Source organism: Acinetobacter sp. YH12200 (genome assembly GCF_013418175.1).
Lineage (GTDB): Bacteria > Pseudomonadota > Gammaproteobacteria > Pseudomonadales > Moraxellaceae > Acinetobacter > Acinetobacter pseudolwoffii.
In genome coordinates this window covers 153,642-169,659 of record NZ_VPCO01000006.1, presented here as the reverse complement: position 1 = coordinate 169,659, position 16,018 = coordinate 153,642, and the positions used below count along the sequence as shown (strand labels likewise).

The 16,018-nt window shown below is 42.1% G+C and carries 18 protein-coding genes, 4 tRNA genes and 1 pseudogene; 15 read left to right on the top strand and 8 right to left on the bottom strand.

What is annotated here, in order from left to right; all coding sequences use genetic code 11:
• Positions 1 to 180, top strand: a pseudogene (locus FTU90_RS06180) (IS5/IS1182 family transposase); the annotation flags it as partial.
• A 177-nt stretch (positions 181 to 357) separates the two neighbouring features.
• Here the strand turns inward: FTU90_RS06180 and FTU90_RS06175 are convergent.
• Both FTU90_RS06175 and FTU90_RS06170 read right to left on the bottom strand, forming a co-directional pair.
• On the bottom strand, positions 358 to 615 hold the full coding sequence (locus tag FTU90_RS06175; protein WP_005096427.1) for a hypothetical protein: 258 nt from the start codon (positions 613 to 615) through the stop codon (positions 358 to 360).
• 137 nt (positions 616 to 752) lie between these two features.
• Positions 753 to 1,934 (bottom strand): trypsin-like peptidase domain-containing protein, encoded by a 1,182-nt coding sequence (locus FTU90_RS06170; protein WP_005096426.1) that lies wholly within the window; start codon positions 1,932 to 1,934, stop codon positions 753 to 755.
• A gap of 170 nt (positions 1,935 to 2,104) precedes the next feature.
• On the opposite strand from FTU90_RS06170, the gene FTU90_RS06165 reads away from it, so the two are divergent.
• From FTU90_RS06165 to FTU90_RS06135, 7 genes are all read left to right on the top strand, one after another.
• Positions 2,105 to 2,863: a Nif3-like dinuclear metal center hexameric protein gene (locus FTU90_RS06165; protein ID WP_180072056.1), complete on the top strand. Its 759-nt coding sequence runs from the start codon at positions 2,105 to 2,107 to the stop codon at positions 2,861 to 2,863.
• A gap of 153 nt (positions 2,864 to 3,016) precedes the next feature.
• On the top strand, positions 3,017 to 3,643 hold the full coding sequence (locus FTU90_RS06160; protein ID WP_180072055.1) for a superoxide dismutase: 627 nt from the start codon (positions 3,017 to 3,019) through the stop codon (positions 3,641 to 3,643).
• Positions 3,644 to 3,790: 147 nt separating this feature from the next.
• Positions 3,791 to 3,866: transfer RNA gene (locus FTU90_RS06155), tRNA-Asn, on the top strand.
• A gap of 5 nt (positions 3,867 to 3,871) precedes the next feature.
• A tRNA-Asn gene (locus FTU90_RS06150) sits at positions 3,872 to 3,947 on the top strand.
• 292 nt (positions 3,948 to 4,239) lie between these two features.
• Positions 4,240 to 4,315: transfer RNA gene (locus tag FTU90_RS06145), tRNA-Asn, on the top strand.
• Positions 4,316 to 4,321: 6 nt separating this feature from the next.
• A tRNA-Asn gene (locus FTU90_RS06140) sits at positions 4,322 to 4,397 on the top strand.
• A gap of 62 nt (positions 4,398 to 4,459) precedes the next feature.
• A complete protein-coding gene (locus FTU90_RS06135; protein WP_034608591.1) occupies positions 4,460 to 4,903 on the top strand; it encodes a DUF2726 domain-containing protein in 444 nt (147 codons plus the stop codon).
• 1 nt (position 4,904) lies between these two features.
• Here the strand turns inward: FTU90_RS06135 and FTU90_RS06130 are convergent, their stop codons facing one another.
• The 6 genes from FTU90_RS06130 to glnA form a co-directional block, all read right to left on the bottom strand.
• Positions 4,905 to 5,162, bottom strand: a complete 258-nt coding sequence (locus tag FTU90_RS06130; protein ID WP_005171794.1) for a hypothetical protein — start codon at positions 5,160 to 5,162, stop codon at positions 4,905 to 4,907.
• 132 nt (positions 5,163 to 5,294) lie between these two features.
• Complete coding sequence (locus tag FTU90_RS06125; protein ID WP_005171797.1) at positions 5,295 to 6,500, bottom strand: S9 family peptidase; 1,206 nt, start codon at positions 6,498 to 6,500, stop codon at positions 5,295 to 5,297.
• A gap of 111 nt (positions 6,501 to 6,611) precedes the next feature.
• The gene (gene ubiA / locus FTU90_RS06120) at positions 6,612 to 7,490 is read right to left on the bottom strand and encodes a 4-hydroxybenzoate octaprenyltransferase (protein WP_159138017.1); all 879 of its coding nucleotides are present in this window, start codon (positions 7,488 to 7,490) and stop codon (positions 6,612 to 6,614) included.
• A 6-nt stretch (positions 7,491 to 7,496) separates the two neighbouring features.
• Entirely contained in the window at positions 7,497 to 7,964 is a 468-nt protein-coding gene (locus FTU90_RS06115) for a chorismate lyase (protein ID WP_034609065.1), read from the bottom strand.
• 35 nt (positions 7,965 to 7,999) lie between these two features.
• The gene (locus FTU90_RS06110; RefSeq protein ID WP_005096415.1) at positions 8,000 to 8,278 is read right to left on the bottom strand and encodes a hypothetical protein; all 279 of its coding nucleotides are present in this window, start codon (positions 8,276 to 8,278) and stop codon (positions 8,000 to 8,002) included.
• 95 nt (positions 8,279 to 8,373) lie between these two features.
• Positions 8,374 to 9,789, bottom strand: coding sequence for a type I glutamate--ammonia ligase (gene glnA / locus FTU90_RS06105; RefSeq protein ID WP_171063330.1), 1,416 nt, complete (start codon positions 9,787 to 9,789; stop codon positions 8,374 to 8,376).
• Between the two features lie 811 nt (positions 9,790 to 10,600).
• Here glnA and FTU90_RS06100 point away from each other — a divergent pair.
• From FTU90_RS06100 to FTU90_RS06070, 7 genes are all read left to right on the top strand, one after another.
• Positions 10,601 to 11,185, top strand: coding sequence for an aminodeoxychorismate/anthranilate synthase component II (locus FTU90_RS06100; RefSeq protein ID WP_218945068.1), 585 nt, complete (start codon positions 10,601 to 10,603; stop codon positions 11,183 to 11,185).
• A 9-nt stretch (positions 11,186 to 11,194) separates the two neighbouring features.
• The gene (trpD, locus tag FTU90_RS06095; RefSeq protein WP_005096410.1) at positions 11,195 to 12,241 is read left to right on the top strand and encodes an anthranilate phosphoribosyltransferase; all 1,047 of its coding nucleotides are present in this window, start codon (positions 11,195 to 11,197) and stop codon (positions 12,239 to 12,241) included.
• A gap of 20 nt (positions 12,242 to 12,261) precedes the next feature.
• Entirely contained in the window at positions 12,262 to 13,068 is an 807-nt protein-coding gene (gene trpC, locus FTU90_RS06090; protein ID WP_180072054.1) for an indole-3-glycerol phosphate synthase TrpC, read from the top strand.
• A 195-nt stretch (positions 13,069 to 13,263) separates the two neighbouring features.
• On the top strand, positions 13,264 to 13,947 hold the full coding sequence (locus FTU90_RS06085; protein ID WP_074383030.1) for a Smr/MutS family protein: 684 nt from the start codon (positions 13,264 to 13,266) through the stop codon (positions 13,945 to 13,947).
• Positions 13,948 to 14,040: 93 nt separating this feature from the next.
• Positions 14,041 to 14,589: a GTP cyclohydrolase I FolE gene (gene folE, locus FTU90_RS06080; RefSeq protein WP_005096407.1), complete on the top strand. Its 549-nt coding sequence runs from the start codon at positions 14,041 to 14,043 to the stop codon at positions 14,587 to 14,589.
• A gap of 283 nt (positions 14,590 to 14,872) precedes the next feature.
• Complete coding sequence (locus tag FTU90_RS06075) at positions 14,873 to 15,310, top strand: hypothetical protein (RefSeq protein ID WP_180072053.1); 438 nt, start codon at positions 14,873 to 14,875, stop codon at positions 15,308 to 15,310.
• Positions 15,311 to 15,439: 129 nt separating this feature from the next.
• Positions 15,440 to 16,000 carry a DUF4385 domain-containing protein gene (locus FTU90_RS06070; protein ID WP_180072052.1) on the top strand — a complete coding sequence of 187 codons (561 nt, stop codon included), beginning with the start codon at positions 15,440 to 15,442 and terminating at the stop codon, positions 15,998 to 16,000.
• Positions 16,001 to 16,018: the final 18 nt, after the last annotated feature.

Here is a 16,018-nt window from a genome sequence, read left to right as displayed (position 1 = left end):
GATCATATGGATTGGTATTTATATAAAATCAGACACTTAGTTGAGAATGCATTTTGTAGGTTAAAGCAGTTCAGAGGAATAGCAACACGATATGATAAGCTAAAGTGTAGCTATGAGGGGGCAGTTGCATTAGCTTGTATATTTATTTGGCTACCTTTATCGGGTAAATTCTATACTTGAAATGTCAACAGACCCTAATGATTCTAAAATAAAACTGATGGATTTTTTAGAGTTGAGCACCTACTTATAAAAACTCGCGCCTTTGATCACATACAGTCCGATCACTCATAAGATCAAATCAGACCGATCCAGTAAAATAGTGGCTCAAAATAAGCCTTAGTTCAATGAAGATTCACACTAGAGCCAGTACACATTAAAGCTATAATAAAACTCCAGCACTTCAAAACGTACGTTATAGCCCAGTTCAGTCAACTCGGCTGATAAAGCCCGAATATCTTCCAAAGGTAAATGTTTGGGAAATACAGTAATGACTGCGGTATTGCCCTGTTTTGCATTTTCTTCAATTAACTTGGCTAGACGCGGCTTATAGACCTCAATATTTAAATTGGCCACATCTGATAAAACCTTGGCCTGATCCGCCGTCATAAAAGTCATTTTTTATTTTCTCTTTTGATGTAATTTCATCAAGTTAAATGATTTAAACCAAAAGCCGTATTTCATTTTTGTATCAGGTAACTAAAAAATAACAAGCAAAAAAAATCCCTCTGCAGAGGGATTTTTTAAATAGAAACTTACTGACCGGGCAGTGGAATATATTGGGAAGAACTGTTTTGTGCTTTACGCTCAGTCACTACTACATCCAGCATCATGGTTTTTCCAGCACGCTCTACTTCAATCTGAATGGTACTATTCGGCTTTTGCAGGGCAACAAAATTAATCAAATGCGAAGCCGAACTAATCTCTTCCTCATTCACTTTCATAATTTTGTCGCCACGCTGGATGCCCGCTTTCGCTGCCGGTCCATCTGCCAGCACTTCTGCGACAGTCACCCCTTTCTCTTTAGGTTGCAGTACATCATCACGTTCTGTCGGTAATAAACTGATTCCTAACCAGCCACGAACGACACGGCCATCTTTCAGAATAGCATTCATCACCTGCTGGCAGATTTTGGCTGGAATGGCGAAACCAATCCCCAGTGAACCACCAGTTTGCGAGAAAATTGCCGTATTCACCCCAATCAGGTTACCTGCGACATCGATCAAGGCTCCGCCTGAATTTCCCGGGTTAATTGCAGCGTCGGTTTGTACAAAGTCTTCATAGGTATTAATGCCCAGATCTGAACGCCCTGTTGCTGAAATAATCCCTTGCGTTACGGTTTGACCCACACCAAATGGGTTGCCAATGGCCAAAACGACGTCACCGACTTCATTGCCACTCAATTTAAAAGGCAACACGGGTAATTGATCCAGTTCAATTTTAATCACTGCCAGATCGGTATCTGGATCCATTCCCACAACTTTTGCTTCAGCACGTCGTCCATCCTGCAATGCCACCACAATCTGGTCTGCCTGTGCAATCACATGATTATTGGTCAGGATATAACCATCAGGACGTACAATCACCCCGGAACCTAAACTGTTCTCATTCGGACTTTGTCCATACTGGTCAGGCAACTGATCGCCAAAAAACTCACGAAAGACCGGATCGGTCAGCAAAGGATGAGCCTGCTGTTTGACTTTTTGAGTGGTAAAGATATTGACTACAGCCGGCGCTGCTACTCTCACCGCAGCACTATAGGAGACCACGCCTCCTGAGCGCGACGTATCAATCAACGGCTCTACTTTTTCAGCAGGCATCTTGACACCATCTGGTGCAACCGGTGCTTTTGGTTTTTGTAGTTGTTGCCACCCCAAAAAACCGATAATGACCAAAATCAGTAACACCCAGGGTAACCATGTAAAGGTGCGGCGCACGTTGTTATCCTCTAAAATATTTTAATTCGTTGATGACTAAGTAATTTGTGTTCTATTGTAATGCGAAATACATAACTAAACACAAAAAATTCCACAGAGTTTTGTGCAGCTTTAGTTACAATTAAATATAAAGATAAATATTGGCAAGTTTTTAAACGAACAGGAATTTTATGGCGAATTTAAACGATATTATTCAGTGGTGTGAACAGACTTTGGCAGCACGTGAATTTAAGGACTATGCACCGAATGGCTTGCAGATTGAAGGTAAATCCGAGATCAATAAAATCCTGTGTGCCGTGAGTGCTTCGCAAAGTGCGATCGAAGCGGCAATTGAGCAAGGCGCAGATTTACTGCTGGTTCATCATGGCTATTTCTGGAAAGGTGAAGCCTACCCGATCACTGGTATGCGCGGTAAACGAATTAAAGCCTTAATTCAAAATGATATCTCTCTGGTTGGCTATCATCTGCCTTTAGACAGTCATCCAACTTTAGGCAATAATGCGGCGATTGCAGATTTATTAGAACTGGAAAATATCGAACAGTTGGATCCGAGTGAACGCCATCCGATTGGCAATATTGGCTATTTAAAACAACCGATGAGCCCTGAATATTTTAAAAACCATGTTTCAGAAAAACTTGGCTTTGATGCAATTCATCTTCCTGCGGACAAAACTCAAATCCATAAAGTCGGTTTCTGTACCGGTGGTGCGCAGGATTATATTCATAAAGCAGCGCTACAAGAGTGTGATGCTTACATTTCTGGTGAAGTGAGCGAACGCACCTTCTATGAAGCTCAGGAACTGAATGTACATTATTATGCCTGTGGCCATCATGCCACTGAAAAATATGGTGTACAGCGCCTGGCCAAAGCGATTTCAGAACAGTTTAATATTGAATATGCTTATTACGAATTAGACAATCCGATTTAATTCTCGCTGACAGCATTTTCCACGAGCTTTATTTATATATTTTCAGGATTTATTGTGTATTGTTATTTATACGCAATGCCCATTTTGTCCGATTATCTATTACAATAAAGCCACTTATTGTTAAAACCCAGCTAAATGCAAGGAATTGAGAACATGACAACCATTACTTTACCAGCATTACCTTATGGCTACGAAGATCTTGCTCCACACATCAGCAAAGAAACTTTAGAATACCATCACGACAAACACCACAATACTTATGTGGTTAACCTGAACAACCTGATCGCTGGTACTGAGCTTGAAGGCAAAACTCTAGAAGAAATCATTACAGCAACTGCTGGTGATGCGTCTAAAGCAGGTGTTTTCAATAACGCTGCCCAAGTTTGGAACCACACGTTCTACTGGAACTGTATGGCTAAAAACGGTGGCGGTAAAGCAACGGGCACTTTGGCTGCAAAAATTGATGAAGCTTTCGGTTCTTACGAAAAATTTGCTGAAGAATTTGCTGCTGCTGCAACCACTCAGTTCGGTTCAGGTTGGGCTTGGTTAGTGGCTGACCAAGTAAACGGTCAACTGTCAATCATGAAAACTTCAAATGCTGATACGCCAATGGCACATGGCAAAATTGCAGTATTGACGATTGACGTTTGGGAACATGCTTATTACATCGATTTCCGTAATGCACGTCCTAAATACATCTCTACTTTCCTGGAAAGCCTAGTAAACTGGGATTATGCAAATGCGAAATATGCAGGTCAGCCTGCAGGTGTTGAGAAATAATTCTTTATTTCTTTGCTAAAAAATCACCCATTTCGGGTGATTTTTTTATTTTTAAGCCCCAAATGAATATTTATAAAGCAAACAATTCATTTCTTTACATTAATTGATTGACGACCTTGGGTTTCCTGCCTAAAATGCCGATCAGATTCTCCAATAGCTCAGTCGGTAGAGCGACGGACTGTTAATCCGCAGGTCCCTGGTTCGAGCCCAGGTTGGAGAGCCATCTATTCTTCCATAGCTCAGTCGGTAGAGCGACGGACTGTTAATCCGCAGGTCCCTGGTTCGAACCCAGGTGGAAGAGCCAAAATTCTAAAAAACCCACTCATTGCGAAGTGGGTTTTTTTATATCTGCTTTTTTAAATTGAGATCGGTAGTGATATCTGTATATACAATTAGCTACCTTATATTCTCTGAGCCAGATCACTTATAAAAATTAAGGCTGATAACAATCTGACTGCTCCGACTGTTTACATAAACATAACAGTTTGAACTCCAAGCCTTTTCGACTATTTTTAAAACACTTGATTCAATTTCTTCGGCTTTTTTCTAAAAGTGCCTTGACCCCTTTTTAAATCTCTCTATAATCGCTGTCAGATTCTCCAATAGCTCAGTCGGTAGAGCGACGGACTGTTAATCCGCAGGTCCCTGGTTCGAGCCCAGGTTGGAGAGCCAATCCATTCTCCCATAGCTCAGTCGGTAGAGCGACGGACTGTTAATCCGCAGGTCCCTGGTTCGAGCCCAGGTGGGAGAGCCAAGATTCTGAAAAAACCCACTCATTGCGAAGTGGGTTTTTTTATTCGTCCCTATTTGTGATCTGTGTTTAATTTGAGTCAGTTTATATTTTTTGTGATTGGCTGCCTGGCAACTTTTGCGTTAGTTTGCCTGCTCTTCCCGCATCTGTTCACCCGTCAAAAAAAATTCTATCCGAAGCGTGTGATTACTGCTTTTGAAAGCAGGATGTTTATACGCCTAAAAGAAGCCTTTCCTCATCATCATATTCTGGCTCAGGTTGCCTTTAGCGCCTTGATTACGCATGACCAGATGAACATGCGTAATCAGTTCAATCGTAAAGTTACAGATTTTGTGGTGCTTGATCGTGACTATAATGTACTGACCATTATTGAACTGGATGATCCCAGCCACATTGGCAAAGAGCAGGAAGATGCTGAACGGGATGCCATGCTGATTGCAGCAGGCTATACCGTGATTCGATACACTCAGATTCCAAGCATCAGACAACTGCAAAGAGATTTGAGATAGTTTAAGGTAAGGTTACTGCGCTTTCGGATGCAGCTTGGGTTGAATTTGCATCTTGCTCTGCTTTGAGCTTTTCCGCAGCTTCTCGCGCTTCGATGCGCGCAATCATTTCTGCCTGCTGCTGTTTATATTTTTCCTGATTTTTAGCATCACTATTTACCGCAAGAAAAGCCATACTCACCAAAAATATCGGTATACATAATACCAGCGCACCTAAAATTACCAGCTTTTTAACACTGCGGGGCTGCGGCTGCTCAGACATAACAAACCTACTTTAATTTCGTCATTTAATTGCACTGCTCAATATAACAAAATAAAGTCATAGCTCAAGGCCGAAAAACATTTAAATCCACGCCGACCTCAAGCCAACATGGATTTATTATTCTTGTTTTAATTAAGACACTGGGGTATTCATGACCGCTTCTACCGTATTGAGTAATGCTGGAATATTTTCAGTGACCACTGTGGCATGCGTTGCATTCAGTATTGGAATTAACTCTACATCAGTTCCATCTGCCAGCATATCTTTATATAATATCTCGGTAATAGTATAAGGTACGGTGGTATCTGCTGTGCCTTGAAAAATATAAACTGGGCGATCAAGTCTAGTTTGTGCAGGCTGATTATCGATCAGATAATCCATAATATCAGGATCACTCAGAAAGTTTCTCTGCAACGCTTGGTATTGCGAGAAATTCACACCACTTTGTAATGTCGTTTGAATATCTGCACCAAAACGTTGTGCAAGCTCAGGGGAACATAAACTTTCAGCCTGCCTGGCCAGATCAACCTTGGCATTGACAAAGGCCTGATTGTAATTAAAGCTGGTTTTTTCTGCCTTAATTCCTGAACTGACGATGGCTGCATACGTATACAAAGTCGCAGCAATTGGAACTGCTTGTGCCACATTCCCTGACTCAGCCAGATCTTGAGCAAATAAAAGCCCCTCTTCTAAGGTATCGTTAAGATAGGAAGCCGGGGCAATCGCCACTGCTCCACGATAGGTATTATTTGGTAAAGCCTTATAAAACTCTGCAGCAGCCAAGGCAGCATGACCACCCTGAGACCAACCAATCACTCCCCAATCTTTAGCCAGCAGTCCACCATACTGTTTTTGGGCTTCACTAATCGCTGACAATATTGACTTGGCAGCACTCTCCAGATGTAAATATGGATGAGGCACATTGTCATTACCCAAACCCTCATAATCCGGTGCAATCACGGCATAACCACGTTCTACTAATCCCATAACCAAGGCCTTTTCAGGCCCATCCAGAGCAAGGCGTGAAGGAGCACATTTATCTGCTGCACCTGTAGTACCATGCGCCCAGACGACGATCGGCCAACCACCTACAGGTGGAGTACCTTTCGGGGTAAATACCAATGTGGTCGCACGAATTTCTCGACCTTGTACACCTTCCATTCTATAAGTAAAAATATCATGACGTTCGACCACTGTTTTTACTTGCTCATCGACTGCATAAGTTCGAACCGGATTAAACCCTATAAAATTGTCGTCATCATCATCGTTACACGCAGATAAAAATAGTACCGAGGAACACAGCACACCTAACATCAATTTCTTATAACTGTTCTGCATATTTCTATCCTTTTATTGTTATTCCCTATCTCTTAATCGAGATCACTCAAAATTAATCATAAAAAAAGCATACTTTATAGGATGCTTTTGTTGTTATCCGACATACGGTAATTATCTTAGAGCAAACAATATTCCCACAAAAATAATGAGGCCAATCCAACGGTTATGACGGAATGCCCAAAAACATAGCTGTGGATTTTTATCGCGAGTTTTAAACCATTGGTAAATAAAATCAGCAGCAACCAGCAAAAGTGCTAACAAGCCAAATGGAATCAATAAATTTTCCAGCCAAAATGCAGCACCTATCAATAAAATACTGCTCGCCTGCAAGGTGCTAATGATTGGAATATCATAGCGACCAAACAGAATTGCGGTTGATTTCACCCCTATCTTTAAATCATATTCACGGTCTGCAATCGCATATTGAGTATCGTAGGCCACAGTCCAGGCCAGATTACCAAAATACAATAACCAGCAGGTCAGATCAGGTGTTTGCCCAACAGCGGTATAGGCCATGGGTATCGCCCAAGAAAATGCTGCACCCAAAAATACCTGAGGCAAATGGGTATAACGTTTCATAAAAGGATAAATAAACGCTAACAGCAAAGCCCCAAATGACCAGTAAAAAGTTTCGATCGGCAAGAAAAATAGCAGACAGGCGCTGGCAGCCACCAAAACCAGAAATACCATCACCGCTTCTTTGGCGCTGATGACTCCGGTCGCTAGTGGTCGGTTTTTAGTACGCTCCACATACGCATCGACTTTACGGTCAGCAAAATCATTGATGGCACAACCCGCCGCCCGCATAAAAATCACACCCAAAATCATGGGAATTAAAATTTCAATGCGTGGCATCCCCTGAGCAGCAATCCATAACGCCCACAAGGTTGGCCAAAAGACCAGTTCAGTACCAATCGGTTTATCAAAACGACAAAGATAATAATAGGCGCCAAGACGCTCACGCCAGGTTATTGCTTGTGCAGTTGCCATATAAAGTCAAGCCCTTGAATTTTGTATAAAGTGTTCAAATGCCGGTAAAAATGTTTCTTGTACGATAAATTTACAGCCGTGCCAAGTATAGCAGCTCTGACGCGTCCAACCCTCTTCTAAAAGAATGACCCGACGCTGGCAAAGTGGATTCGTCCGTTGAAACAGGAACCAGCCAATTGGCTTAGTCCCAATATGCTGAAAGATTCGGGCTTTTTTTTGCAGGCTTAAAATTGGAAAAATACTCTTTGCTTTCACCCAGGGCGACTGTTCTGAACCATAGAGATAGCTTTCCCGCACCCAGGAAGTATGCTGATGTGACATCTGCATCCATTTGGCATTGGCGAAGCTTAAACGCTGAAAATGCTCTTGAATAGGCTCAACATGAAATTGTCCCTGCGCCAAGCCGGTCAATTGCTGTGTCAGAGAACCTGATGCATACAGCCATGGTTTTAGCTCAGCAGACATAGTGGGCATCAAGGCATGCTGATTTTTAGAAAAATACGTCATGTTTAACAGTTATCTGCTTTAGCAATCACTTCAAATTTGCCTTGGGGTGTTTTAATTAAAATTAAGCCTTCAGCGCTTAAATAAAACTCTTTTGGATAGTCAAATGTAAGTGCCAGTTCAGGATTTTTCAGTTCAACAAACTGTGCTTGTTTATAACCTTCAATGGTATGCCCTACTTCCAAATATGTAACTTCAGAAAAATTTAACTTAAAACCTTGTGCATGGTCTTTAGGATCATTCCAAGGAAAAAATCCGGTATGTTTTTTACGTGGTTTAGCCATAACAATCTAATTCAACATTCTTTGCTTTATATTAACCCAGTATAGAAAAAACCCGCGACATGCGCGGGTTTTTTACAGGGAAATTCTTGAAAGAATTACAGGCTGTAGTACATCTCGAATTCAACTGGGTGAGTGGTCGTGTTTAAACGACGCACTTCTTCAGTTTTAAGTTCGATATAGGCATCAAGCATGTCTTTCGTGAACACGCCACCTTTCAGCAGGTAATCATGATCTGCTTCAAGTGCTTCAAGCGCCATATCCAGGCTATGCGCCACTGTCGGGATTTTCGCTTCTTCTTCAGGAGGAAGATCGTACAGGTTTTTGTCAGCCGCTTCACCTGGGTGAATCTTGTTTTGAATACCGTCGATACCCGCCATCAACAATGCCGCGAAACCGAGGTACGGGTTCATCATCGGATCTGGGAAGCGAGCTTCAATACGCTTGCCTTTCGGGCTTGACACGTAAGGAATACGGATAGATGCAGAACGGTTACGCGCTGAGTAAGCCAGCATAATCGGTGCTTCAAAATGCGGAACCAGACGCTTGTACGAGTTTGTAGAAGGGTTGGTTAATGCATTCAATGAACGCGCATGTTTGATAATACCGCCAATGAAGTACAATGCCATTTCTGAAAGGCCTGCATATTCATCACCAGCAAACAGGTTCTTGCCATCTTTAGAGATCGACATGTGAACGTGCATACCAGAACCGTTATCACCAACCATTGGTTTAGGCATAAAGGTTGCTGTTTTCGCATATTGATGCGCAACGTTCCAAACCGCATATTTAAACTGTTGAACTTCGTCCGCTTTACGAACCATGGTGTTGAAGCTTACACCAATTTCTAACTGGCAAGATGCAACTTCATGATGATGTACTTCTACACGACCTGGGCCCATGATGTCTTCAATTTTGGCACACATATCTGCACGCATATCATGTGAAGAATCAACTGGAGGAACCGGGAAGTAACCGCCTTTTACGCGTGGACGGTGACCAGAGTTACCACCTTCGTAGTCATTGTTGGTTGACCAGGCAGCTTCTTCAGCGATCAATGTATGGCGCGCGCCAGACATATCGATTTCCCATTTTACTTCGTCAAATACGAAGAATTCTGGTTCTGGGCCAAAGAATGCTGTATCACCAATACCTGTTGATTTTAGGTATTCTTCAGCACGGCGAGCAATCGAACGTGGGTCACGGTCATAACCCTGACCTGTAGAAGGCTCAATCACATCACAAGTCACAACAACTGTAGGCTCGGCAAAGAACGGGTCGATGAAACCGGTTTCTGCATCTGGGCGTAAAATCATGTCAGATGCTTCGATGCCCTTCCAACCAGCAATTGAAGAACCGTCGAACATTTTACCGTCTTCAAAAGTATCTTCGTCGATTGTATCTGCTGGGTAAGTCACATGTTGCTCTTTACCTTTAGTATCCGTAAAACGGAAATCGACCCATTTCGCGCCACTTTCTTGGATGAGTTGAAGGACTTTGTTCGCCATGCTCATTTTGCTCCGATGAATTTTTGTTGCACTCGTTACGTGCGTGTTAGTAGTTGGTAGTCATTAAGCAATTACCGTACCAACTATTCAAAGTATAGATAAAATCTTGAAATCTATATAAGAAATCATGAAGTGACAAAAATACTTTGCGACTATTATACTAGTTGAGAAACTAAATGCACTATATTCAGGCATTCTTCATTTATTTTATTTCTGCTTTATTTTTTAGCGCACCTAAATAGTGCAATCACCTATAGAAGTGTATTAAAAACATAGTTTTTTATATAAAATTTGCTACTTTTTCGTGTATTTGTTTAAAAAACACCCATATGTTGCTAAAAAATTGACTGTTTTCTTATGGTCTGAGACAAACAGAGATCTGCAACATGCAGTTGCTCAGTGAATATTTTGAGGCATTTTCTTTAAATATACTTTCTACACCATAGTCTATATAAATTTCTATTATTCAAGTGATGCTTTTTTCAACAAACTTTAGATCAATATTGCTGATTATTTTTAACTTATCAATTTTTCCCTAAAAAATACACAGCCTAAAGTTTCTTTAAGTAAGTCTATTACTTTAAATCATGATTAAAATTTTATTTCAGTTGATACAGATGCTTTTAAAGCAAATAAATTGAGCAAAATTGTTGCGCCGAATACGGCTATTTTTTGCTATGATGAATAGTGCTTTATTTTCACACAATGAAATCAATGATTTAGTCGTGTCACACCCGTGCTTGCAATAAGCGCAAATAAAGTACGATCTGGACAACTTTAGCACAGTTAAGTGCATTAATTTCAATAGGTTAAGCTCATGCTTTTAATGGTCGACAACTATGACTCCTTTACTTACAACATCGTTCAATATTTTGGCGAATTGAATCAAGAAGTAAAAGTAGTCCGTAATGATACCGTGACATTGGAAGATATAGAGCGATGGCAACCCAAGTATTTAGTGATTGGCCCCGGCCCATGCTCGCCGAGTGAAGCAGGCATTTCGATTCCTGCGATTCAGCATTTTGCTGGAAAAATTCCGTTATTGGGCGTTTGTCTCGGCCATCAGAGTATTGGTCAGGCATTTGGCGGTGACATCATACGTGCCAAACGTGTCATGCACGGCCGTCTGTCGGATATGTACCACAGCGATACCGGGATTTTCAGCAATCTTCCGTCGCCATTTCCTGCAACGCGCTATCATTCCCTGGTGATTGATCAAGCCACCTTGCCTGAATGTCTGGAAGTGACCTGCTGGACCAATGAAGCCGATGGCTCTATGGAAGAAATTATGGGGGTAAAACATAAGACATTGCCGGTCGAAGGCGTGCAGTTCCATCCTGAATCGATCCTGAGCCAGCATGGCCATCAAATCTTTAAAAACTTTCTCGAAATTTATGCCTAAGAACATCTTATGAATATTCAACAAGCTTTAAACAATATTACCAAAAACATTCACCTGACTCAGGATCAAATGCAAGACGTGATGCGTGCCATCATGTCAGGTGAAACCACTGATGCCCAGATTGGTGCCCTGCTGATGGGTTTACGCCTTAAAGGTGAAAGCATTGATGAAATTACCGCAGCCGCACGGGTCATGCGTGAACTGGCTACCAAAATTGATGTCAGCGATATTCCCTATTTAGTCGATATTGTCGGTACAGGCGGTGATGGTCAAAACCTGTTTAACGTCTCTACCGCGTCTGCATTTGTGATTGCAGCAGCAGGCGCAACCATTGCTAAACATGGCAACCGTGGCGTTTCAACCAAATCAGGCTCGTCAGATTTACTGGAACAGGCTGGGATTAATCTTGATCTGAATATGCAGCAAACCGAGCGTTGTATCCGTGATGTGGGGGTCGGGTTTCTGTTCGCACCGAATCATCATACAGCCATGAAATATGCAATCGGCCCGCGTAAAGAATTGGGTATTCGCAGCATTTTCAATTTACTTGGCCCGCTGACCAATCCGGCCGGCGTCAATCGCTTAGTCATTGGCGTGTTTTCCAATGAACTGTGCCGTCCAATTGCAGAAGTAATGAAACAGCTCGGTGCTGAACATGTGATGGTGGTGCATTCTCGCGACGGGCTGGATGAGATCAGTCTTGCCTCTGCAACGTATGTGGCAGAGCTAAAAAATGGCGAAGTGACTGAATGGGAAATTACCCCTGAATTGGTTAATATCGAATCTCAAACCTTGACTGGTTTAATTGTAGAAGATTCTGCACAGAGTCTGGCATTAATCAAGGATGCATTGGGCAAGAAAAAATCAGAGATCGGTGATAAAGCGGCCAATATGATTGCCCTGAATGCGGGCGCAGGTATTTATGTCTCCGGTTTGACCAGCAGCTATAAACATGGTGTTGCATTGGCACATGACATTATTTATGGCGGCCAGGCTCTGGAGAAAATGAGTGTGCTGTCTGAATTTACCAAAACCATTAAACAATACGAAGCTTAATTCGGTCAGGAATTTTGATCATGGTGGATATCGCAAATACAATTTTAGGCAAGATTGTTGACCGTAAAACGGAAGAATTTGCTCTACGTTTAAAGCAGAAAAGTTATAAAGATCTGGAAGAGCTCGCTCAAGGTGCATCAGCTGTGCGTGGTTTTGCCCAGTCTTTAATGTCAAAACGTCCGGGTGTAATTGCTGAAATCAAGAAAGCCTCGCCATCTAAGGGGATTATTCGTGAGAATTTTAATCCTGCGGAAATTGCAGCACAGTATCAAGATGCTGGTGCCGCATGTTTATCTGTCCTGACCGATGTGGACTTTTTTCAGGGTGCAGATGAAAATATTCAGATTGCCCGTTCGCATTGTGACCTGCCGGCGCTGCGCAAAGATTTCCTGATCGATCCTTATGGAGTCATTGAAGCACGTGCCTTAGATGCAGATTGTATTTTACTGATTGTGGCATGTCTGTCAGATCAGCAACTGGAAGAAATGTCGAAGACTGCTTTTGAGCATAATTTAGATGTTTTAGTTGAAGTACATGATGAAGCTGAACTGGAACGTGCGCTGAAACTTTCAGATCGCTGCTTGCTGGGTGTGAATAACCGTAATTTAAAAACCTTCGATGTCGATTTAGATATCTCGATTCGTTTAAAGAACTTACTCGATCCCTCTCGCCTGTTAGTCACTGAAAGTGGTATTGCTACTCCTGCCGATGTGGCGATGATGCAACAGCATGATATTCATGCCTTTCTGGTCGGTGAAAGTTTTATGAAACAGCCTCGACCTGATCATGCATTCCGTAACCTGTTTGGTGAGCCTGAATCGGTTTAACTATTGACTAGTTTAATACTTAGACCAAGCCCAATCTCAGGATTGGGCTTTTTTATTTTCAGGATTGATAAGAAAAGAAATAGCATCATGTGAATTCACAAATACCGAGACATGCCATGCAAGCAATTCATTTCTCCTTTATCTATTTTCAGACTATAATTCTGTTAAATTCCGCATCTCCCTTGTTTTTACATTATGAGTAAACACGATTCTTCATTATCTAAAGATCAGTACAACCTGCTGAAATCTTTTAAGAAGCAAATTACACAGCCACATACCCCTGCGGTTGTTGCTGCACCCGTTGAAAAGACTGTCGAGCAAGAAGCTTTAGAAGAACTGGAATTATTCCGCAAGCAAATGCAGGGCGTGCAAAAAATTGAATCGGGAAATACCGTTCAATTGGACAAACCACGCAAGAAAAAACCGGATGCACAAGTTCTGGCAAAGCGTGCAGCGGCGACTGGCCCGATGGAAACAGATGCCATGGCATTATCGGACACGCAGGCCATGCTCAATCCTGTCGGGAGTCAGGCCAACTTGAGCTATCGCATTGCCACCTTGCAGCATAAAGTGTTTGAAGACTTAAAAGCCGGCAATTTACGCTGGTTTGAAGCTGTGGATCTGCATGGCTGTACCGTGGAAGAAGCGCGTCAGGCGGTGCTACAAATTATCCAGATCGCCAAAGATGAAAACCAGAACGTGATTAAGATCGTACACGGTAAAGGCCCGGAAGCGATTTTAAAAACCTATGTGAATGGTTGGCTGCGTCAGCATCGCGATGTTTTGGCTTTTGTCAGTGCGCCTGAAAAACAAGGCGGTACTGGTGCAGTTCTGGTTCTGCTAAAACGTGCAGAAAAGAATCCAAAGTTTAAACAGTAACCGGTTTTCGCCTCAAAACAAGGCATTGTAAAAGTTTTCTGCTACAATGCCGTCCTTGTTCATTCTCAGTTTAAGTGAATACGTCATATGACTATGCAGCAATCCTACGCAAACATTCTTACTGCCGTTGGCGAAGATCTCAATCGCCCTGGTCTCAAAGATACGCCTGTGCGTGCTGCCAAAGCATTTTCATATTTAACCTCGGGTTATAGTCAGACACTTGAAGAAGTCACCAACAAAGCGGTCTTTCCTTCCGACAACCGTGAAATGGTGCTGGTCAAAAACATCGAATTCTATTCCTTATGTGAACATCATTTATTACCATTTTATGGCCGTGTCCATATCGCCTATTTACCAGAAGGTCATGTCTTGGGCCTGTCCAAATTTGCCCGTATTACTGAAATGTTTGCGCGTCGTTTGCAAATCCAGGAAAACTTGACCCAGCAAATTGCAGAAGCAGTGGCGGAAATCACCAAAGCACGTGGTGTCGCCGTGATGATTGATTCTGCACATATGTGCATGATGATGCGTGGTGTGGGCAAACAGGAATCGACCACACGTACAGTCTCTTTTATTGGTGATTTTAAAACTGATAAAGAAACCCGCCGTGAGTTTTTAAGTGCAGTGCCAGAAAGCTACTAAGCCTTAAAAGCCAATTATTTAAAGCCTCGATCATTCGGGGTTCTTTTAATTTCTTATAAACTGCTCTGGTCAGAGAATATCGATATCACAGCTGCTGTTGACCAAATTTGCATTCGTTATACTTGCAGCTAAACAATTGCTGCTTATCTTTGCAACAAGCCTACATTTAGATACATGATAAAGTTTTAATCCAGTTAGTCCTCGCTTAAAGTAAATTGACGTTGATATACAGCAAACAGCTTTATATCTTTCTGCTTGATTTTTAATGACAAGGAAAATGACCATGGCGAATAGCAAAAACAATCAGGACAAAGACAGCAAGAAATCTGCAAAAACTGCTAAAAAGACGCAAGATGAAAAACTGAAGAAGTCGAACAAAAGCAGTGACAAGGACAGCGATCGCAAAGTCAGCAAAAAAGCTGAAAGTGCTAAATCTAAAGCAGCATCTTCTAAAAAAGAGAATGCCAGTAAAGATGAAAAAGTAAAGGCGAAGAAAAGTGCGAGTTCTAAAGGCAGCGATAAAGCCAAAGACCTGAAAACATCTTCAGCGAAAAAACCGGCTAAAGCGAAAAGCAGCAATAAGAGCAAAGATGAAGACAGCAAGACGAAAAAATCTTCTTCAAAAAAATCAGCACCGGCCAAAAAGCAGTCAAGCACTTCGTCCAAGAGCAAGTCTGATAAAGCCAAAACCTCGAGGACCAGTTCGAAAAAGTCAAAGTAAAATCCAAGCCCCATGACTGGGGCTTTTCTTGATCCTGATCTCGGGTGAGTAGATCAGTAGAATTATTTTATATTTTTTAGTGTGTTCTTTATTGAGTGATACCGACCCTTCTAAATATAAGGCAAAGATATGAGTCCAGCAGCCAAAAATCCGCCGCCAAAACGTCAGTCACGGGTGGTGTCGAATAGTTTTGATTATTCTCTGGACTTCGAAAAGATTAATTTTCGCAAACGGCCCGAGTTGTACCGAATTGGCCGAGGAGAACAAGGCGTATTATTGGTGGAGCCTTATAAATCTGAAATTCTGCCGCACTGGCGCTTTGCGGATGAAGAAAAAGCCCAAGCCAGCAGTGACAAAATTTATCAGCTATTCCTAGCTTATTTAAAACAAGATGATTTTATCGGTGCGGACATGGCACGCAAGTTTTTACAGATGGGTTATACCCGTGCCCGCCGTTACGCCAACCATAAAGGTGGTAAAAAATATGATGGGCCGGTTCCGGAAGATAAGAAAGGCTTAAGCGGCGCACATGGCCGTTCAGAATTGCCACGCAGCCACGAAGATCCGGTCAAAGCAGCGGCCGCCAACATTTTTAAACAAAAATGGAATGATGCGAAAAACCATCCAGACTATATTCAGCAAAAGCAAAAATTTCAGGAATTTATCCAGCAACATACGGCAGAGGAATAGAACTTTTAAGCTAGCTGG